Origin of the sequence: Shewanella sp. S23-S33 (genome assembly GCF_043359565.1) — a bacterium.
Classification (GTDB): domain Bacteria; phylum Pseudomonadota; class Gammaproteobacteria; order Enterobacterales; family Shewanellaceae; genus Shewanella; species Shewanella oncorhynchi.
Genome location: NZ_JBHFFD010000005.1, coordinates 1 through 20,733, shown reverse-complemented (window position 1 = coordinate 20,733; position 20,733 = coordinate 1). Strand labels below are relative to the sequence as shown.

The window sequence follows — 20,733 nt, the reverse complement described above, 5'->3', positions numbered from 1 at the left end:
TTTCGCCCGTTTGGGTCGCCATCGATAGCGTCGAGACAGTTACGGCCCTGTTAGCCGAATCGTCAGCGCGCTCTGTTTGAGTGCCATCGGCCTGAGTACCGACGACTTGAGAGCCTCGTTCTTGGCCGTGGGGAACTAATATGTCGCCTTTAGGGATCACAGCGGAAGCTAGCTCGAGCCCTGCACTAGGACCTAAATTAAGGTTGTGTCTCGGCCCTTGGGTATAATTGCTGCCCGTTTGCGCACCGTTTGTCAGACTCACTGGTGTAGGGATAGCCACCTGCCATTTTCGGCCATTGTAACCTTTAATGGTTTGCGCGCCGATGGCATCGGTCGCCACAAGATCGGTTTCGCCCGTTTGGGTAACGATTGTATCGGTCACGTCTGTTTGGGTCGAGACAGTTACGGCACCATTAGGTCCATCTACTTGAATGCCTCGGTCTTGACAGTGAGGAACTAATATGTCGCCCTTAGGAATAACCGCATAAGCAGTAGCGCCATCCTTCCCCGTTATTTCGACCATTTGGGCACAGGTATCATCTCCTTGGTCCAGAGAGCGTAATAACCTTGATAGATTAGGATCTGTCTGCTGTGTACGCCCAGCAATCAAAATCTTCAGTCGTGCTTGACGTTCATGGGCAGTCATCTCTTTCACAGTAACGGCATCGGCAAAGGGGCGAGTGATCAGCTCAATCGGTGAGGTATCTGTGGTTTGGGTCGTTGTGGCACTAGGCTCAGAGGTTGTATGGCCCAATTCCTCCTGCACTAAGTTATTGGCCGGAACATGCGGAGCGTTGATGAAGACATACCAATTGTTATGGTAGTTATTCACGGTATTGAAACAGTTATTAAAGGTATCTCCTCGTTCAACGCCGTTTCCAGTCTCAGTATCCGTGCTGTCATTGGGGCGCGGTAATGCAGCCAAAGGAGGAAATGGGAAAGGATGCTTAGACGCCGTATCAGGCGTAGGCGTTGATGCGGTGCGCTTTGGTTCTGTTTTTTTCTTCTCTTGCTCGCCAGTCACAAACTGCGAACCACCATACATGGCCATAGCCGAGGCATTGCCATACATCACAACGAATACCGTAGGTAATAGACTAAATCCTAAGGTGAAAGGGGCCAATGCCGCGCCAATCGTGACTGCGCCTGTGACTGCGGCCAAGTGCAGCATGGCCTTCTTCTCAGTGCTGATTTTATTGGATTTTTTACTACTTTTTTTACGCTTATCAGGCTTAGATTCAGAAATCGATTTAGGCTCTCCAGCCTCCAACATACTGGGAGCAGAACTGATAACGTCTGGGTTTTGGGGTTCCGTACTGCAGGGGGTTGGCGTGCTAACGTCCAACAAAGAAGCAGAACGTGTTAAATTTCTAGGGAGGGTTTCGTGACCTAAGCGTGATAACTCAGGCATAGAGGTACTGCGGGTCAGTGTGGGAATAGGAGTCAGTGCCATATTAAAATCTCATCTTTTCAAATAAATTAATGCTTAAACGTCTCACATCATCTTCTGAATAATCTTGCTCGGCAATGGCGAGAGTCAGGAATCCATCTACACGAATAAACACACCTTTTATTGCTATTTCAAATTGTAAAATCAAATCTATAATGACCTCCAAATTAACAACATGTACTAGCTGAAAAAAAGGAAAAATAGGCAGTAATAGATGATCTTGATAGTCTCTTAAAATAATGGCTTCATGCTTTTCGAGACGTTGCAAAAAATGCTGAATATAATCACGCGGTCTAGGTTTCATTTACTTTGGATAAACCAATACGAGTTCATTAACACTCAAGTCTCGAACTTCATCGACAGTCAAACTAGTTTCAAATAATGTGCAAAACGTAGTCAAATGTAAGTGTTGAGGTAGTGAAACAAAACTCGACTGTAAATAATCTGGATCAATAACGAGTGGTTCCATCTGTAATAATGCTGCAATACTTATTTCACCCATGATTAGCTGACAAGTCATCAACAGTGGTAATTCCTGTTCATCCGCTCCAAGGCAGGCATTAAATTCAATACCATACTGACTTAGTCCTTGTGTTATAACATAGGCGATATAATCATGTTCAAGGTGTTTCAAGTCCAGACCGAGCAATCTGCCTGCTTCAGCTAGAGGAACATATAACTCAGCCTCTACACCTAAGTGCCTTAAACCGAGTAATAGAAAGTCTTGTGGCTGACCGCCTCTATATACAGCACCCATTTCAATGACAATAGATTGATTATTAAAATATTTTCCAGCCAACAAATTAATTATTTGGCACATGTCTGCCCCCATCTGATGGCGAGGGGTAAACATCACTTTCTCTTGTTTCATAGCTTCCTTATCGATTCCTAGATAAAAGTGCTAATACGTCTCTGCTCATCTTAAAATCTAATTCATCGATCCAATCACGTATTCCCGCGGGTGTTTCGCAAACAAACTCATAGAGCAACTGATATGCGTCTTTCGATGTTATCGCCTGAAAATCCCCAGTTTGCACGAGTGTTAAAATAAATGTGATCTTATGAAATTGACTATCTAATATACCCTCCACCACAATCGCCTTAACCGTCGCTTCAGAATAGTTTCTCAATATAGCAAACCATTCTATTACAGCTTGTTTATCGGCATATATTTCGACGTCCGATAATCGATTCCAACTCAAGCGTTCAGATTTCGCTGTTAATAATTGGTAAGGGTCGAGTTTCTTCCCCTGTAAATGACAATGAGCGATACGACTATGGCGTTTATTTACGGACATTTTCACTAGACTCTTGAATATAGTAACGTCGACATAACACTAACAATGACAGTAAACCATCTAGATTATGCTCATAGGCGACAAGTTGTTGCAGCGTCTGCCCATTCGCTTCCATTTCGCCCGCAGATGTTTGAAAGTCTGTAATATACTTTTTAAGCAATTTTCTTAATGTCAACGGGTATAAATGTTCACAATGCTCCGCCGCATGTAGTATCCAACGTTGGGCATCATTTAACGATTGGGCATCGAGCAAACTATCGGAAAAACCTTGCCAATCGCGTAATGCCTTGAGTTGATAGCTATTGAGCTGCCGAGCAAATTGTCTTTGTTGCTCAAAGGTTAACGGTTTACGTCTAACCCTAAATAGTCGAGGATACTTTTTAGTCTTCTTGTCGACTTGCTTGATATCTTTAACGCGACGCGGCTGACGGTTTTCACGCGTCTGCTGAGTCCGAGTGATATCCGAGATTTTTTCGGTGCGTTGGCTCAGTACTAAGGAAACGGGTCGCAGCATAGTCAATCAGAGCGAGCAAGGCTCGCTCTGCTCCCTATTATCGGTTAGTCACTAAACTCGCTTTCGCCATTGCCTCGAGGATCTCATTGAGCTTCACCGCTTCTGCGGTCAAGTCTTGGAGATATTGATCGAGCTGAGCATCAAACTTTTCTTTTAAGTCCTTGCTCGCTTGTGTTTCCTCCTGCACTTTCACCTGCTCGGCATTTTGAATTTCATTCGCATTGCCCACCATACCATCGGCCATTCCCCCCATCTGAGTGAGGGAGTTGTATTTGGCCGTGCGTTGTTGCTGCAGACTCGCAGTGTATTTATTCAGCTCTTTTGGCGTTAAATCAGAGACCTTGGGTGACTTATCGACGTTAGTGACTTTGCCAGATTCGAGATCCGTCGTTTTTAATAACTTTACGCCACCTGCATCGGCGCCGCCGGCATCGGACATTTTAGATAAGTGCTTATCCTTCAATGTCTTAGTCTGACCAATGCGTACCGTTGCCGCCGTTGTCATCCCCATATTCACCACAGACGAGGCTAAAGTGATACCGAAACGCATCTTAGCATCACCGCATTTGTCCTGCGCAAGCATAGTTGCCAGCGCCGAGGTCGCCATCGCCTCACCGATGCGATTCTTCATCACTTGGGCGCGAACCTGCTGAGATGACTCTATGATTTGCGACAAGAGTGCAAGCAAGTCAGCCATTGATACTGAACCCTTATTGGCCTCCTTCAATGAATTTTCGTAGTTGCCCCATGTCTTTTGATCTATTGGCTTAAAGTGATTAGTAGAAGAAGTCTCTTCAGCCATTGTCACTTGTAACGACAGTGTACTCATTTGAATTGTCATAACTTAACTTCCCCTTACATATTGATTGAAATCATCTTGTCGTTGTATTCGCGCTGATCACTATTGACTTTAAAGAGTGACTCAAACGCATGACTAACGGCGCGTAATGCTTGATTTAGCATGGTCAAAATTTGCTGGATCCGTGTTTCCAGCTCCTCTTGGTTTGCTTGAGCAATTTCCAGATCTTTGGCGACATCAGCCGACTTAATCCCGTAACCACTACTCACGACAGACGTTACATTTGAACTAACCGAACTTGCCTGACCAATTTTGGCCGTAAGCTTTTCGCCACCTCCAGCAAAAGACTTGATCTTCTCCAGCAAAGGCTCAATAAATTTCTGGATCTTATTGACGGTATTTTGAATTTTGGTCGATAGGGTAGTGAATGACTTGAAAGTGTTGAGTGCATCAACCGCTTTATCAACCAGAGTAGCGACTTTTGCAGCACCACTGGCGGCCGCTTTACTCGCACTCGCCAAAAAATTGCCTGGATTGAAGCTGACGATCATGCCGATAATACTGATGGCAATCTCTAGACCCATAGACACATAGCCGCGGATCTCTTCCGAAACGCCAGCGGCTTCCATGATCTTATCGACAATTTTAGGCACCACGATCGCAGCAATCATGACACCTATCATCACAGCGGCCATCACTGGGTTAAATGGCGCCATGATAATTGCCGCGAGGAAGCCGAATGCCATGGCAATCTTACCCCAAATACCTTGGCTCTTCTGAGCTTGCTTCTGCTCTTCAATTTGTGCCATACGCTCATTAAGCGCTTCGATTTGTGTATCTTTTTGAAGTTGGATCAGTGATTTTTTCGCTTCAGAGTTTTCTTTACCTGTACCAGAAAACGCTTCTGCCGCAAGTTTCATACTCTCCTGTACCATACGCCAAAGCTGACTATCGGACACACCGATAGCATTGCCAGGCAAAGGTTGATTCGGCTTCGCCGATTCTGGCGTTTCGGCGCTTTGACGCTGAACGCTCTGGCTCTGTTCATCGACTGTACCTATCAAGCTAGGTGCAGCGATAGTGATCATGAATGTACTCATATTTATTTCCTTTCATGTGACGATACTGGGAATAGCTGCGTGCCAACTATCTTGTAGCGCAAGATAGCGGCCCAGCTAGACTCTCGGGATGAGAGCGGCATGTCCCCAGTGATACCATGCCCTTCTATTTTGTTCTTGCCATAAACACGCCTTAAATATTACGGGCGACCGCTAACTGCTCATCACGGCAAATCTGCAACCAATATTTAAGGGTCTGCTGCAACATTTTGACTTGATCGCCAATACGGTTGATTTCCTTAATGTCTTCATCGGTTAGCTGTCTGGGTGAAAAATTGTTATATAGATTGACTAAATATTGGGCCTCAATCGTTCCATCATAATCGAAGGCCTGAGTCACCCCTGGCGGTAACGGTTTGTTGTTGTCCGAAGAATTCTGCCAACCTGGACACTTAGCACTGAACAAGTAGCCCATAGCATCCATACCAGTTAGTTTGACAAGTAGCCTATCGACGTCGGCTTTACTGCCAGAGAGAATAGTCTCAACCTCAGTGGCCGATACGGTTTGGTCGCCGTTTAACGCGCTCAGTAAGACTATTCGAGCCATAGGGCTAATATCGCTAAGACCGCCAGTGATCCAACCGCCGGCATTGGGATCGTTATACACAGCCGAGGTGAAACGACGCGATAACTCTGTGGGCGTTGTCGATGAGATATTACCGCCACTTAATGTCGCCATAGCCTGATAAGTTAAGCTATTCTTTGGGATTTTTCCGCTTTGAATGCTGTTATATAGCCTATTCCAAACACTGTTAACCTTTGCGCCGAGTTGCTCAGGGGTGTAATCCCAGTTGGTGTGGCTACCACTACCGGTTTTTTCCAGTAAATATCCCAGCTCTTTCAAAAAAGCGGGATCCTCTAAACCATATTCCTTGCTGTTGCTCAAAACATCCAGCAACACCAGTTGAAACATATTCTCGTACTCTATCCCATTAAGCCCGCCTTCTTTGATGTTAGCGTACATCTGCATAATGGCGGCCTCGAACGCCAATTTGCCACCATTGGTCCACTTATTGACTATGTCGAGTTCACGTCCATAGCCTTCGATGCTCGTTGCCAGTGCCGAGGTGATAACCGCCTCAGCGTTCTGCCCAGCCATTGCCATCACCACTTGCTTCTGCTGCGCCACGACCAAAAGTAGCGTAGTGACATCGCCCGTTTCGGCATCGAATTCCGCCAGCGCACGGTCGGCAATCGCCAGCTTAGGTTCCATCGGCTCCGTCACGACTTGGGGCTGAGTGTTAGGCGAGGCATTGTCGGTGCCTATTAGCACTGGCCACTGGGACTGAAGAATAGAAATACCATTGATACTCATGTATAAAATCCTTAATAGTGTTAAATATTACGGGCGACCGCTAATTGTTCATCACGGCAAATCTGCAACCAATACTTGAGGGTCTGCTGCAGCATCTTGACTTGATCGCCGATACGGTTAATTTCTTTAATATCTTCATCAGTCAATGCGCGCGGCGGGAAATCAGAATAAATCTCCTTAAAATAATTCGCGTCCAATCCTGTCCCAACCCAATCAATGACCTTATGACCATTTTGATCGACTTCACGCCAACCGCCACCACTTGCTTGACCATCATTCTTAAACAGGAAATCCATCGCCGAGGTATAAGTCTCACCTGGGGTGTTACTGACAATATAGGCATTCAACTCGCCCACTGGCGCAGTTAAGAACATCTCTATCGTTTCCTGCTTCACATCAGGATACTTCTCCAGATACGCCGCCATCAGTGCCATGCGTAACATGGGAGACATCCCAGCATCACTCGGATAGCTTGGATCACCAATAAATCCACCATTTTTATCAAAATTATTTTGAAACTGAGCAACCAAGGAAACGGGCGCACCTTGTGTATCTTTCATATATGTCAAAACTTCATGGCACAAGCTACCACTCGGAGCATTAGCTAACAAAGCGTTAAAAATCGTCGTGCTACTCGCCGCAAATTGCGCACCATTCCAGCCTTCATGGTATCCATGGGAACCGGAACCAGTGCTCTCTAAGTAGTGCAACATCTGATTAATCATATTTTGATCTAGCCCTGGATAGTCCGCTGAGTGCGAGATGTAATCCATGATGGCTAATTGGAATAAGTCTTCAAGTTCACTACCCGTGACGCCGTCCTTCAGAAGACCTTCGAACATCACTTTCATGGCACTCTCGAACATAGGCAAGCCACCATTTGTCCATCCCTGAAGCACAGTTAACTGCTTACCATATGTTTCGATGCTGCCCGCCAACGCTAAAGCGATAGCGCTTTCTGGATTCTGACTGACCATAGAGAGGACTAACTGCTTTTGATGGGCAACAAAAGCGGCCAGAGTCTGTGCAGGAACCGCATCATGTTGAGTGAATGGAAGAGCCTGTTCTAACTTATCCTCTTGCTGATCGGCAGATTTAATTAAACGCTCCATCTCATTGAGATCTGCCTGACTTAATTCAGGCTGAGGTGAATTATTTCTCTCGAAACTTATCGAGTTACTTAACGCCCACGAATTCATCGCTATCATTTATAGAGTCTCTATTTTTATGGCATTAGTCATTACGAAGGTAAATATGGGCGTAGTTGTAACTTAAGGTAGTGATATCGCTTCAAATAAAAGTCATTTAAGTTATCTGTTTTCACTATGATTAACGTGACACAGGCCTCGGTATATTCTTTCAATTTATAATGGCACAAGGAAATATTAAGAATCGTTTCATCGAGATTATTCGTCGGATATGTTTTTAGGATATTCAACACTTCTAGTGCTTTTTTAAACTGCCCCTTTTCCAAGAGTATCGCTGCTAGACAGCCAGGACCTCGATGATCATAGGGATTCAAACCAATATAGGCCGAAAATATAATCTCAGCTTCCTTGAACTGAAATTCAGTATAAAACTTGACCCCTAACTCATAAATTGATTTTAACTGAGTTATTGTGATTTTCTGCGACTTACGCATAGCGGCAATATCTTGCTCAATCGCAGTACCTGTCAGCAGTTCAAAAAAGTCATCACATGGTTCACCTAGCCGTAGCGCATTTTTTTTCATCTTTTTTCAATCCAAGTTTGAACCGTATTTATCCCCGCCGAGTTTGAGGCAGAGAGTTTGATACAGAAAATTCGATACTTGCATCCTTGGCAACTTGGGCAATATACCAAGCCAGCCGAGCAGGGAATCGAACGATTAATGCAGATACAGGCATTGATACGCCGAGCCTCATCGCCCATATTAAAGCATTACGCGGATTGTGCTCCGCCAACAATGCCAACCCTAAGTTTTGGGGACACATATTTGTCATACCCTGCGGATCCAACTCAATCCCTAGTATGTTAGACCAGAGATATTGCTTTTGATTAAGGCACTGCTGGCTCAGTAGCCAAGACCGATCACAAGCGTAATCTTTTCGTACTTGATACATAACAGCACTACCCAATACTTGCACTAGCTTATTAATTCTTGACCGTCTGGGAGTAAACCATATCTGTATTTCACTCTCGGTTAACGATGTAAGCACATTATATTCATCAACAGAGAGTCGCCGATTGACTAGTAAATAATGCAAGTAAGTTTGATGCAGTTTTTTATACTTTTTCATTAGCCGTATTCTGAAAGAAATAACTAACCGTTAATGTGTCTAACTCTGAAACCAACCCTTTCAAGAAACGCTCAATATTAGATTTATTTTCAAGATCAATTTCATCAAAGCTGAAAATAATCACTGACACACGCTTATTTTTTTCACCCGTGACAACAACACTCGCCCGCAGTACATTGGGAATAACACTAATTTTGTTATATATCTCCCGGCTTTCTAGTAAGTTTCCTTTCACTATTTCTAACTTACTCAAGCTCGCAAATTTTGACTCTAGCAAGTCGTTGAGGTCTTCTCGTTCAAAATAGAAATTAAATTTTGTTAACACCTCCCTCGCCTGCGCTAAATTATCTTTATCCACATAGACGAGATGTCGATCCTTATTCATCGATAAGGAAGCCGAAAGCTGATATCGAGCGAGCAGGACAATGACCTTATTAGCAGCATCAGCAGAGTCGAAATTTCCAATTTCGACTCTGCCCTGCTCATTACATCCAAAGAGTACAAGAATCACAATCCAATACAATTTTTTCATCACTGCGCCTTCATAACATCATTAATCGCAGTCGCAGATTTAGAGGCAATCTTAGTTACTATCTCCTGATACATGCTGTAATGAAATACCGATTGCTGTAAGGCTAATGTGTCCTGCAAAGTAATCGTTTTCCCATCATTTATCTTCTGTAAATTATCCATGATCTCTTGAAAACCTTGACCTATGTTATTAAAAGTATCTTCGAACACGGATGGCTGAATTGCTTGAACATTAAAATCTACCATTATTTTAAAAATCTCCTAAATCAATACGCTTGAGAATGCTCGATATTTAATCTCTATCATGGGTAACAAGCAAATGAACAAACAGGAATCATAATGAAATTTTCCGCCACATAAAGTTAATTAATATTTTCAATTGTTTATGGTTATATTGTGAAATAGGATTTAATCAAAACTGACACAGGTTCAGTCTATGCCTTTAGGTTTAAACGCTTAACATTATGGCAAGAGCACTTATAGCGGTCTCTGTTGATGGTCTTAAAACTCTTTTCTAACAGAACTCGCTTTTATCCATTGGGACACATCGCCAGTCTTTTTATCAAAATCTGCATCCAGACATCGAGCGTTCGAAATATAATTGCTACCACGACTAATACCTAACCCGTGATATCCAAATACGCGAGCTTCAGGAAAGAGCTTAGCGGTCTCTGTTTTTGCACTTTTAGCTAAAGGCTCGCTCCCCCTTCTTCGTTGTACAATGTTATCCTGCATATCAAAAGACACTAAAGTTTCTCTGTCAGCACTTTCACATACCGTCATTTTTATTTTCACGCCGAATTTTACCTTCTCTCTCAATAGACTATTGATTTCGCCGATCACATCCGCTATCGATTTACTCACACTGTCACACCTTACCGTCTCGTACAAATGTGGTCTGCCAGCTTCTCCATGCCCTATGACATAAATATTCTCAATACTCATATTCGATATGCTATTAGGATCGACGACCTCGAGTCGATTAATAGATTGGTACTCTCCAAGCGTTTTTGTTTCTAATGGAAAAGCATCATGAACAATTTTAACGCCTAAAGATTTAATATAGGGACTAATTTTTTCCGCATAGGAAGCACCATCTTTCAAACGTCCCTGCAACTCTTTATCTTTGAACTCATATATTGCGGATTTCAACACCTCTCGGTTTAATGTAGAGCAAATTATAGGTAAAGGCATTTTTCCATTTAATACTCGAGCAGTATTAATCCCCATGGCTTGAATGACCATGTCTTCATTATTAAATGGGCTATAGATAACACCATTATCTGCATGACGAACACGCGTTATATTGGCTTTAAAATTACTTACCAAATTTTCAGAGTCTTGTCGTACCAGAGTAGCTAATGGTGCTGAAGAAGCTTGATCAACAGATAATAATGGCATAGATACCTTATAATAGTTGAATTACCTAAATAATTATTATCCATCTGCATCCATCAACCATAGCAATACAATTACTGAAACCTTATACAAATAACTGACTACACTTTGATATATGCGACCATATTATTGAAAAGCATAAACTTATCAGCCAACACTCGCTCTACATTAGGGACATCAGCAGAAAACTCAGTCACCACGATCAATTTATCCTTCTTTATATTAAAAAATACTTCGTCATCTGACATCAGGCTTTCGATTATTTTAGGCGCTTTATTTTTGAGCATACGTTGATCACGTAAAGGTATCTCAATGAATGTCTGTAATGTTCTGTCATTAAGATAAACAAAAATTTCTTCCCCACCTTTTAACTCAATCGAAATAGGATCATCCCCCTCTATCCGAGACAGTAAATTAGCGGGAATATTAAAGTTATCGACAAGTGTTTTATAAACAATTTCTCTCAATTTTTTCATAATAGCTTCCGTTTAAAGGTCAATAATGGGTAATACAACGCTTTAATGCTAGAGTTGCCCAAAAAGAAGGTGGAATTGTTCATAAATCCCCCCCCCTACTTGTGTCAGTAAGACGATGAACACGACTAGTTTCGCCGCCATAGGTAAACCAGGGTCTTGCACACTGAATACAGTTTGAAGCAGGCCAACAATAACTCCTGTCACGACAAAACTGAGTGAGAAAATAATAATTGCATCCTTAAGTATCTCTAAGCATGCCGCTGTGACATCAATGACGGTCATAATAGCCCTCAAGAAAGTTAGTCACCTTATGATCCTCAAATTGGAATAGGTAATACTTATTACGGAAAAACACACGATAGGTATTCAGCTGTGCATAGTGAGTAAAATACTCAGGAGAAATTTGGTAATGCAGCACGGGCGAAAACAATACAGGCTGAACACTAGTGAGCATATGCCCCGCGGCAAGCTTGGCCCCGAAACCAAATAATTCCATACGAGTCAGTAATACTGGCGACGCTTCTTCTTGAGTTAGCATCACACTTGCTTGTGTATTATTCTCCCGAACTTCTGTATTTAAAGGCACCAACACAGCTGTTTTTTCAACATGAGTATCCCCCCTCACCTCAACGGACCTATTTGCACTCGGTTTTGGCTGCATTTGGGATACAGACTTAAGTTGGGTCAAAACAGGCTGAAGTTTAGTTGCCTCGCTGGCAATGGGCTGGTTCGTATTCGAGTCAGACTGTGCTTTGCACACGAATTTACCTATGTACTGCTCCACATGCTTGCTCGCAATCGATCGTTCATGTTGATCCACTGATGAGCTGCAAAGCTTGCTCGCCACCGTAGACGCATTCGATACAGGCACTTTCGACATTAGTTCTTTCGACGCTGGCACTACTAGCACGGGTATTTGTGGCACAGATTCTTTCGACATAAGCATAGGGACATCTCGCCCCACGGAGACGAATGACTGTTCAGGCTGAGGTGGCGTCAAAGCTGAATGAAGTCTGATGGTTTGATTCGCACTCGATTCAGACTGCACTTGATTCAAGGACGGACCCACTGGCTTACTCACCAACGCGTGGCCTGCCGCAGACTCTTTCGATAAAGGTTCTTTCTGCGCTGGCACTTGCAGCATTGATTCTTTCGACACAGCTTCTCTCTGAGTAGGCACTTTCGACATAAGCATAGGGACATCTCGCCCCACGGAGACGAATGACTGTTCAGGCTGAGGTGGCGTCAAAGCTGAATGAAGTCTGATGGTTTGATTCGCACTCGATTCAGACTGCACTTGATTCACGGACGGACCCACTGACTTACTCACCAACGCGTGGCCTGCCGCAGACTCTTTCGATAAAGGTTCTTTCTGCGCTGGCACTTGCAGCATTGATTCTTTCGATACAGCTTCTCTCTGAGTAGGCACTTTCGACATAAGCATAGGGACATCTCGCCCCACGGAGACGAATGACTGTTCAGGCTGAGGTGGCGTCAAAGCTGAATGAAGTCTGATGGTTTGACTCGCACTCGATTCAGACTGCACTTGATTCACGGACGGACCCACTGGCTTACTCACCAACGTGTGGCCTGCCGCAGACTCTTTCGATAAAGGTTCTTTCTGCGCTGGCACTTGCAGCATGGATTCTTTCGACACAGCTTCTCTCTGCGTAGGCACTTTCAACATAAGCACTGGGGCATTAGCCCCGGGATCGCGCCCAACGGCATTATTCGGCATGGGTGACTGATGTAGCTGCGACGGGGTTAAACTCGACAGACGTTTGACCGTTTCAGTTGAGGTAATCCCATCTATACTCACTTCTGATTGGATATTGCCCTGAGCCACCACTGACGCTGTAATGCTAAAAACCTTGATAATAGTGTCCTTCTGACTCAACACTTGCATATCAGGCCCTTGAGAACTAGCAGCTTGAATACCAGCAGTTTGAGTGCTAGAAACCTGAGCATTAAGAACCTTAGTGTTCAACACGGGTCTTGCACTCAAAGATGAGAGTGGTTCATTTTGCCTAGGACCATGCAGGCTTGCCTTACTCAAAAGTGAGTCACGGAGCTGAGACTTAGGGCCACTGTAGTTCACAGCCATAGACAGATTTACATTGGCTGCTGTATTGGCACCTTGATAAAGTGGTACTTGGGCAGTGAGTGGTGCTATATGATGCAGGCTCCAAGCTGTCCCCTCCTCAGATTCCAATTCAATGTTTTCAATGGCCTCTTTTTCATCATCAAACATCGAAGCATCATAGTAAGAAACCTGACGTTCAGGCAGATTCAAAAGCTGTTCAAACTCATTTTCAACCTTGCTCAAATGACATATATGAGCCACTAAGACAGGCCTGTCGATTTTTGTCATCTTGTCACTCATCTCTTAACTGCTCTTGGATCTCAGCTAACGCATCTTTTCTTTTTTCCAACCTGAGTTTTTCAACAATAACTTGAGCAATCTCTGCGGCCAACTCATCGGCATTTTGCTGGGCAACTGACGCATCAAAAAACAAAGATTCTATGCATGATTTCACACTTTCCCTGCGTAAAAACAACCGAGAAAGCCCATTATACTCATCCTGAACGACCAGACTTTTCAGCTTTTGTTGCTCTTTAGCGATTAATGCCCATTTCTCATCTATCACATCGAGCAAGTCTTGATGCCGTATATTTAGCTTAGCTAATTTACGTTGTTGCTTGCCGATCCTGATATTGACCACATCAATAAGCTGACCAAATTCCATCCATCGCTTGGAGGGTTTCTTCATACTCAACCCCATCGTATCCTTGCTTCAAAAATTCCATAATGTACGGATACCGTTCAATCGCTTCGTCAGTTGCCAGGTCATTGCCTTTCTCGTATTCCCCAACTCGAATTAATAGTTCAACATTAAAATAACGATAGACCATATCTTTCAATTTTTCAGAGAGGCTAACGTAATGCGGATCCTGAACTTTATTCTGTAAACGACTCTTACTCTTAAGGATATCTATCGCAGGATAACGTCCGGTAGAAGCTATCGTCGTTGAATATACTAAATGCCCATCAATCAGAGACTTAACCTCATGAGCAATCGGATCTTCATCAATTTCTTGTTCAATTAATACGGTGAAAATGCCCGTCACTGAACCATGGATAGAGTTACCACAATTTTCCACTAGCCGTGACAGCGAGAGTGAGACCCCTATAGGGATCCCACCATCAATAGGCGTGCCATCTAACATCGCTTGAGCACGGGCAAAACGAGTCAAGGAGTCGAAATAGAGCACCACTTTCTTGCCTTGGGCCATATAGTGTCGAGCAATAGAGACAGCCACTAAACCAGATCTCACTTTCTCCAGCGGATTAGCCTCTGAAGTAGACACAATAGTGATCGATTTCTGGATCACTTCGGGGCCAATTTCCCCCTCAAGAAACTCAACCACCTCCCGTGCACGTTCGCCAATCATGGCAAAAATTACCACATCGGCGTCCATGTTATTCGCCATAATAGAAACTGTTGTGGTCTTTCCTGCACCCGCTGGGGCAAATAAACCGAGACGTTGCCCCACCCCTATAGTGAACAGACCATCGATCACTTTAAGTTTAGTCGGAAACACTGTATCAATCGGTGCACGAATATTAAGCGGGATAGGTTTCTCGATAATGGGCAAGTCATGATAGTCACCCTCAGCACCAAGATATTTATCACCGTACAATGACTCGCCATAGCAATTAATGACCTTACCGATGAGAGCCGTCTCATTAAGTGGGAAACAAAACCGCCTTGGGGTAATTTCAACTTTACTGCCACGCTGAATCGCCCCTGGTTGCAATAGCTTAATTTCCACTCTTTTACCGGTAATTTTCATCACCTCACCACGAATACACTCATTGGCAACTGTGTTAATTAAACATTCCTGCCCGACAAAAGTATTCATATTGACATGACAAATCACTGTATCTTGATAAGATTCTTTAACCTTAAAAAAGTGTTTAAGCATGACTAAATCACCTTGAACGACACCGAGACGTAACGTTTATATTTACGCTTAGTTTCTTTCTTATTTTTAAATAACTCACCTAACCAAGGGATACTCGATAAAATAGGCACGCCACTTTCAACACTATCCGTTACCGTATTATCAAAGCCCCCGAGAATAACAGTCTGATCCGGTTCGATATATACTTCTGATGTTAAAGACTGGGAGTTGACTCTAGGCGCTCGAGTCGTACCGCCATCAGCATTACTATTATCATCGAGCGATTCTTCTATATAACTGAATTTCGCCTGAACTTTACCCGATGGCAATAAACGTCCGGTCACATAGAGACTATTTTCGGCTTCTATTTTTTGGGTTGAAACCTCTTTATCAGAAATAAGCACCACAGTTGCGGTTTCCTTTTTCCCAAAGTGACCTTGTTGATTCTCTAATATTAATAGATTGGTTTCATAAACGCCTCTCGCCATATTATTGTTATACAAGGCCTGAAAGTTTTTGAAGAAATCGACCGTATCAGTAAATGGGGGGACAATGATGTCGTACATGCCACGGCTCCCATTCAGCCATGAGCTATTAACACCCAGTGCTTCGGTGCGCTCAACCGATACATCATAAACGCGCAAGAAAAATAATAACTGTTGCCGTTGAACATCGATCAGCATCGCAATACGTTTCGCTAATTGGATTTCCTCAGGGGTACCACGCACCAGTAATGCGTTACTTCCAGGTAACACTTGCACTTTAGATGTGAACTCATCTTCCTCGAGCTGCTGTTTATCATTTTGGTTAAGCTTAAGCTTGTAGGCGCGCTTAACCATTTCACCATCGCTAATATTTTCAAACTGACCAATCTTTTCAATCGCCGCTGAGATTAAAGACTGAGCTCCAGGAAAGGTAACATTGCCATCGTAAGAATTAATCTGCCGGTCAACTACGGATAAATAATTAAACTCAATCCGTGCCAACTCCAAATTATTGCCATTCTCTAAAAACTGGTTTTTATCTATGATATTTGCGTATATAACAACATCATTAACAAACTTACGCGTCCCAGAAATAAAGACAGAATGCCCTTGGTTAACGAGTTCAACTTTCGTCGTATTATTAGTGCTAAACGCACTCTTCAGTTCTTCGAGCAAACTGGCAGGCAAAATATTTCGAGGTTTAAATGCATGATTTATATATGCTTGTCCAGACGAAACTGTGAGAGTGCCACCATATACATACCAATCAAAGTCATACACATCCGATAACTGATCCAACAAATCGAGGCCCTCACCCGATAGATCTTGGGTAACAGACTGTTTCGCTATTTTTTCTTCTACATCATCGACTAACTTAACCTGCATATCTTTAGCTATGGCCGTCAAAGCGCCTTTCAAGTCGATATCAGACTGCTTAATGAATACCTTAGCCTGACAAGTAAACGCCGTACATAGGCAGAAAATAAGTAAGAAACTAGGCTTCATCGAGGATCTCCTTCAGACGTTCTTCACTCGCCTTCATTTGCTTAATGCCATCTCTGATAATGTTTTGCTCTAGCACCTTCATGAAAAACTCTTCGCCAGTGATATAATTAGCTTCATTTTGTTCGCTGAGCTTAATCTGACCATCGGCAACCTTTCCCGTTAACTGCATTTCATCAGCGACAGCTTTGAGCTCTGACTCAAACTCTAGCTTTGCTTTTTCAGACGTGCTTTTAATCTGCTGACTATTCAATGTGACATTCATAAAATTAACGTTACTCATACCCTGCCTTTTTCATTATTTGATTGAACACATAAAACTGGTCCTGTAGAAGCCACATGTTAAGAATAATAATTACGGTAATGGCCTTAATATCTGCGGTGGTACTCATAGATAGAGACGCTTTTTTGAAAAAAAGATCGACATACCCACAACAAATCGTGATACATAACAGCAAGATAATGTATTTCCCTGTAACAATAGTCATCATAGTCAGGCTGTCTGTGATATAAAAATATAAAGTATCGAAACCGACATCTCCCCCTTGTTCAATATTCTCAATAATCACAGCCAACAGAGGTCTAAATACCACGCCAGAATCCAAGGCATACATCAAGAACACCAAAGAACTTATTTTAGAGAGTGCTTCAGACTCATCGGTAAAACGTCTATCTTGTACCGACTGTTCGTTTAGTAACAAAAGCTGCTGTATAACGCTACCCACCATGCCACTGAGCCAATATGGTACGGAGGCAAACATAGCAAAAATAATGACACTCACGACCCAGAAAGGTGTAGGGACGGCTCCTAAGGCACTGACTTCAAGTACAATAGCCAGCCCTATGGCAATTGCGAGTGCCGATGAATTATCAAGATATAGTCGTGTTGGATTATATATTTTTAAGAATAAAAATATTCCCGCAAATAACACCCAGTTAGGAAAGAGAAGCGTGTCCATATCACGGCAGCGCCCTAAATAAAATGGTCCAACTATCTGAAAAATAAAATACCGCGAGCTTTACAGGCGTCGATATTACCGTCGGCGATAACATGGTCATACCAACACCACTTAGGATCACTGCTATTAAAAAATCGATACTCACAAATATCATGTATAGTTTTAAACCAAACTCGAATCCTTGGTATAGGTCTAGAATCAAATTCCCAAGAAAATACCTCAAGGTATCATTACCCGAATCAAATTTCAGTGGAATATCAATTATCCCATCTAACTCATTGGTTTTGCGCTTAGCCCTCGCCAAGATCTCAGGAAAAAATTCAAATGCATTACTGACCAGATAATACATGGTAATATTTGTTGGTTTTGTATCTTCTAACTCAGACGACAACTGCATTACATCGGGTTCTACGCCTGCATTTATCTGTTCAACAAAGTAAGGCTTTATCCGCTCCAACCCAGGCTTTACATCCGGCCAAATACTATTGAGAGCCATTAATGCTGCCAGTAGATTCACTACGATTGTAGGTGGAATTTGTTGTGTGCCCACCGCATTCTTAATGATATTAAGCACTATGTTGTACTTAACATAGCCTGAAAAACAGATGAAAAATACTGTAGACAACAAGATAAGAGTAAGGAGCAAAATTAAATTTGCTCCTGAAAATGCATTATCCGGATTCAATAATTGCAACATCGATAACACTCTCTATAGACCGGAAACCCATTAAATCTCATTAAAGATCAAATATTTCTCGCGGCAGCTGAGATAGAATCTTTGATCGATTTTAATGTCGATGTTGATGTTTGTGCTGTAATACTCTGATCCGCCATGAGCTGTTGTAACGAGAGAGAGTCTGAAGCACTTAAAATCAGTGTGCCATCTGGGTCAGGTGTAAAAGTTCCATCAGCACCGACAGTTCCAGTATGTGCGGTAATAAAGTCGCTGACTCTGTCATCTGCATTGTTCACTAAACCACCAAACACACCACTAATATAACCAGTTGATAATTGAGCCATCTAAATGTATTCCTATATGTTATTTATAAAAAATTTTCTTGCAGCCCCCACCCACGACGTAAACCGAGACGCATCGGGCTAATAGCTTAGAAAAGCCGCGCCACTGTCATTTTGGTTCTAGCATTTTGGGCAATGAATGAAAAGCACTAGACTGATTGCTTGCACCAGCTCTGTTGCCGTGCAACTAACCATCAAGTGATGACTAAAATAGTAAGAACTAACGGAGGGGACCAGTGAAAACTTCTGATAAAAACGGAAAAACCGGCAAACTAAGCGATTACTCGAGGGTTAAGCATAATTTCGCCAGTCACTCGGCGTTGTCGATTAAATCATTTCATAGAAGACAATTCTTCCAAGGCTTCTGGCCGATTAAGCAACGATGAAAGGGCATACCCTGTCTAATGACTTTATTCATCGCCTTCACACCGGCCCAATGCCTCTGCGACTTGCCCATTGTGATCATGCAAACTAGCATTGGACTATTCAACTGTTTATATCAGTCCATGGCGATCTCTGCTAGAGAGCGCTGGTGATAGCAGATATTCATTTTCCATTGTTTCAGCTGACCCGCTTTCAGTACTTCAACCGCTTCATTGCGTTGATGCCCCTTTCACATAACCCCGCACTTGAGCGTGGTGGGATGCTAGCTTTGCAGCCTTTACGGCGCAGTAATTGATATCAACCCTTTGTATCATAAGCCCCATCTGCCGATACCTGCGCTCTCTTTCGCCGTAATGGATTGAGCAAGGTCGGTAGTACTTCATTATCTTCTACTGACACAAGACTGACTTCAACGGCAACGAGTTAGTGAGTGCTTGCATCTATGGGTAAGTGCAACTTGCGCCATGTGCGGCATTTTAGCTGCCATGCTTGCGCGATTTCCATTCGTCTTAACCAAACATTTTCAGGCCCGTGGCATCGACAACAACATACATTATCGGCCCGCGACTGGAGTTACGGTACTGAACATTGACCGCCTTAGGCGTTTACTGATATAGGTGTAATCAGGTGATGTTGGTGGAACATTCATCAACGTAAATAATGAGTTGAGAAAGCCTTACAGCGCACTCACCGATAAACCAAAGATGCCTTTGATCATCAACGCGGTTTCTATCGCCACATCACTGAGCACGCCCACCATGATGCTCATGGCAGTACCACACTTTATACTGCAGCTTCACCCACCCAGAAGTGAGCGATCAACGTCTCACTCTAGCGAATCCCCAGATAAATTCGATGGGATTCAAATAAGTAAACACGCATGATGCTGTTTGATCTAATCAATTTCGCCAAAAACCTTCTAGATCCAACATCATGCGAGATATCGACACATTACACGATTTGCTCAAAAAACAACGCCCTCAAATACACCAAAAACGCCCTAATTCTCTGATGGTTGCTACTGAGTCTTTACTCGATGGCAATCAACTCTCGTTAACCCAGTTAGGACGGAACATAACGGGTAACGTTGCACCAAAACACAATATCAAGCGTATTGACCGACTGCTCGGAAATCTACATGTTGTCAAAGATAAGTTCGCAATTTATCAATGGCATGCACAGTATCTCTGCGGCTCAAATCCGATGCCCATTATTCTTGTGGATTGGTCTGATGTGCGCGAACAACTGCGAATGATGACCTTACACGCATCAATCAGTGTTAAAGGTCGCACCATTACTTCGTACGAACGCACTTTTCTGTTTGAAGATTACAATGCACCACACAGTCATAACGCTTTCTTAGTTGAGCTTGCTAACGTATTGCCGCCAGGATGCTGCCCGCTCATCGTCACCGATGCAGGATATCGCAATACTTGATTTAGGGAAGTCGAGCGCCATGGCTAGTTTTGGCTAGGTCGAGTTCGCGGTGATGTCAGTTTTATGCTCAACGGCCAAACATCATGGCCAATTTTACTTGACCATATATGGACGCCTCAGCTTTTACAACACTTTTGAATGATTGGTTCACTACCATATATTCGGCGTCTAAATAGGCTTTTTACCCGCGCCATGATGTAAATCCGAAACCTATTACCTTATCACTACATCGGCATTTAATGCCTTGGTCAAGTCAGGCTCTAATAGGTACGGTTGACCGTTTATTCATCAGTGCATGTAAACTT

Annotated in this window: 23 protein-coding genes and 3 pseudogenes; 1 reads left to right on the top strand and 25 read right to left on the bottom strand. The window is 43.1% G+C overall.

Annotation, left to right across the window (positions count from 1 at the left end; genetic code table 11):
* The 25 genes and pseudogenes from ACHA99_RS00960 to ACHA99_RS00840 all read right to left on the bottom strand — a co-directional run.
* A pseudogene (locus ACHA99_RS00960) lies at window positions 1-1,453 on the bottom strand (hypothetical protein); the annotation flags it as partial.
* Between the two features lies 1 nt (window position 1,454).
* Window positions 1,455-1,754: a hypothetical protein gene (locus tag ACHA99_RS00955; RefSeq protein WP_393940449.1), complete on the bottom strand. Its 300-nt coding sequence runs from the start codon at window positions 1,752-1,754 to the stop codon at window positions 1,455-1,457.
* A complete protein-coding gene (locus tag ACHA99_RS00950; RefSeq protein ID WP_393940446.1) occupies window positions 1,755-2,321 on the bottom strand; it encodes a hypothetical protein in 567 nt (188 codons plus the stop codon).
* Window positions 2,322-2,328: 7 nt separating this feature from the next.
* A complete protein-coding gene (locus ACHA99_RS00945; protein WP_393940443.1) occupies window positions 2,329-2,748 on the bottom strand; it encodes a hypothetical protein in 420 nt (139 codons plus the stop codon).
* Complete coding sequence (locus ACHA99_RS00940) at window positions 2,735-3,262, bottom strand: hypothetical protein (protein ID WP_393940441.1); 528 nt, start codon at window positions 3,260-3,262, stop codon at window positions 2,735-2,737. The genes ACHA99_RS00945 and ACHA99_RS00940 overlap by 14 nt, the downstream gene beginning before the upstream one ends.
* Before the next feature lie 37 nt (window positions 3,263-3,299).
* Window positions 3,300-4,103 carry a type III secretion system protein gene (locus ACHA99_RS00935; RefSeq protein ID WP_393940438.1) on the bottom strand — a complete coding sequence of 268 codons (804 nt, stop codon included), beginning with the start codon at window positions 4,101-4,103 and terminating at the stop codon, window positions 3,300-3,302.
* Between the two features lie 14 nt (window positions 4,104-4,117).
* Window positions 4,118-5,161, bottom strand: a complete 1,044-nt coding sequence (locus ACHA99_RS00930; RefSeq protein WP_393940435.1) for a VspD — start codon at window positions 5,159-5,161, stop codon at window positions 4,118-4,120.
* Between the two features lie 151 nt (window positions 5,162-5,312).
* Window positions 5,313-6,494: a hypothetical protein gene (locus tag ACHA99_RS00925; RefSeq protein WP_393940432.1), complete on the bottom strand. Its 1,182-nt coding sequence runs from the start codon at window positions 6,492-6,494 to the stop codon at window positions 5,313-5,315.
* 20 nt (window positions 6,495-6,514) lie between these two features.
* Entirely contained in the window at window positions 6,515-7,702 is a 1,188-nt protein-coding gene (locus ACHA99_RS00920; RefSeq protein WP_393940429.1) for a hypothetical protein, read from the bottom strand.
* 32 nt (window positions 7,703-7,734) lie between these two features.
* Complete coding sequence (locus tag ACHA99_RS00915; RefSeq protein WP_393940426.1) at window positions 7,735-8,226, bottom strand: tol-pal system YbgF family protein; 492 nt, start codon at window positions 8,224-8,226, stop codon at window positions 7,735-7,737.
* 28 nt (window positions 8,227-8,254) lie between these two features.
* The gene (locus ACHA99_RS00910) at window positions 8,255-8,773 is read right to left on the bottom strand and encodes a regulator (protein ID WP_393940423.1); all 519 of its coding nucleotides are present in this window, start codon (window positions 8,771-8,773) and stop codon (window positions 8,255-8,257) included.
* Complete coding sequence (locus ACHA99_RS00905) at window positions 8,760-9,305, bottom strand: type III secretion protein (protein ID WP_393940420.1); 546 nt, start codon at window positions 9,303-9,305, stop codon at window positions 8,760-8,762. The genes ACHA99_RS00910 and ACHA99_RS00905 overlap by 14 nt, the downstream gene beginning before the upstream one ends.
* The gene (gene sctI / locus ACHA99_RS00900; protein WP_393940418.1) at window positions 9,305-9,550 is read right to left on the bottom strand and encodes a type III secretion system inner rod subunit SctI; all 246 of its coding nucleotides are present in this window, start codon (window positions 9,548-9,550) and stop codon (window positions 9,305-9,307) included. Before sctI ends, ACHA99_RS00905 begins: the two co-directional genes overlap by 1 nt.
* Before the next feature lie 255 nt (window positions 9,551-9,805).
* On the bottom strand, window positions 9,806-10,705 hold the full coding sequence (locus tag ACHA99_RS00895; protein WP_393940415.1) for a hypothetical protein: 900 nt from the start codon (window positions 10,703-10,705) through the stop codon (window positions 9,806-9,808).
* A gap of 98 nt (window positions 10,706-10,803) precedes the next feature.
* Window positions 10,804-11,178, bottom strand: coding sequence for a hypothetical protein (locus tag ACHA99_RS00890; protein WP_393940412.1), 375 nt, complete (start codon window positions 11,176-11,178; stop codon window positions 10,804-10,806).
* 48 nt (window positions 11,179-11,226) lie between these two features.
* Entirely contained in the window at window positions 11,227-11,460 is a 234-nt protein-coding gene (locus ACHA99_RS00885; RefSeq protein WP_393940410.1) for a flagellar biosynthetic protein FliQ, read from the bottom strand.
* On the bottom strand, window positions 11,447-13,561 hold the full coding sequence (locus ACHA99_RS00880) for a hypothetical protein (RefSeq protein ID WP_393940407.1): 2,115 nt from the start codon (window positions 13,559-13,561) through the stop codon (window positions 11,447-11,449). The genes ACHA99_RS00885 and ACHA99_RS00880 overlap by 14 nt, the downstream gene beginning before the upstream one ends.
* On the bottom strand, window positions 13,554-13,949 hold the full coding sequence (locus tag ACHA99_RS00875) for a hypothetical protein (protein WP_393940404.1): 396 nt from the start codon (window positions 13,947-13,949) through the stop codon (window positions 13,554-13,556). The genes ACHA99_RS00880 and ACHA99_RS00875 overlap by 8 nt, the downstream gene beginning before the upstream one ends.
* Window positions 13,903-15,165, bottom strand: coding sequence for a type III secretion system ATPase VscN2 (vscN2, locus tag ACHA99_RS00870; RefSeq protein WP_393940401.1), 1,263 nt, complete (start codon window positions 15,163-15,165; stop codon window positions 13,903-13,905). The genes ACHA99_RS00875 and vscN2 overlap by 47 nt, the downstream gene beginning before the upstream one ends.
* Before the next feature lie 2 nt (window positions 15,166-15,167).
* Window positions 15,168-16,634, bottom strand: coding sequence for a secretin (locus ACHA99_RS00865; protein WP_393940399.1), 1,467 nt, complete (start codon window positions 16,632-16,634; stop codon window positions 15,168-15,170).
* Entirely contained in the window at window positions 16,624-16,914 is a 291-nt protein-coding gene (locus ACHA99_RS00860) for a hypothetical protein (protein ID WP_393940396.1), read from the bottom strand. The genes ACHA99_RS00865 and ACHA99_RS00860 overlap by 11 nt, the downstream gene beginning before the upstream one ends.
* Complete coding sequence (locus tag ACHA99_RS00855) at window positions 16,907-17,590, bottom strand: type III secretion system apparatus protein VscT2 (RefSeq protein ID WP_393940394.1); 684 nt, start codon at window positions 17,588-17,590, stop codon at window positions 16,907-16,909. Before ACHA99_RS00855 ends, ACHA99_RS00860 begins: the two co-directional genes overlap by 8 nt.
* A 1-nt stretch (window position 17,591) precedes the next feature.
* Window positions 17,592-18,287 (bottom strand): EscR/YscR/HrcR family type III secretion system export apparatus protein, encoded by a 696-nt coding sequence (locus tag ACHA99_RS00850; protein ID WP_393940392.1) that lies wholly within the window; start codon window positions 18,285-18,287, stop codon window positions 17,592-17,594.
* Window positions 18,288-18,334: 47 nt separating this feature from the next.
* On the bottom strand, window positions 18,335-18,610 hold the full coding sequence (locus ACHA99_RS00845) for a hypothetical protein (protein WP_393940389.1): 276 nt from the start codon (window positions 18,608-18,610) through the stop codon (window positions 18,335-18,337).
* A gap of 324 nt (window positions 18,611-18,934) precedes the next feature.
* A pseudogene (locus ACHA99_RS00840) lies at window positions 18,935-19,801 on the bottom strand (IS5 family transposase); the annotation flags it as partial.
* Between the two features lie 123 nt (window positions 19,802-19,924).
* Between ACHA99_RS00840 and ACHA99_RS00835 the strand changes: the two are divergent.
* Window positions 19,925-20,515: pseudogene (locus ACHA99_RS00835) on the top strand (IS4 family transposase); the annotation flags it as partial.
* Window positions 20,516-20,733 lie beyond the last annotated feature (218 nt).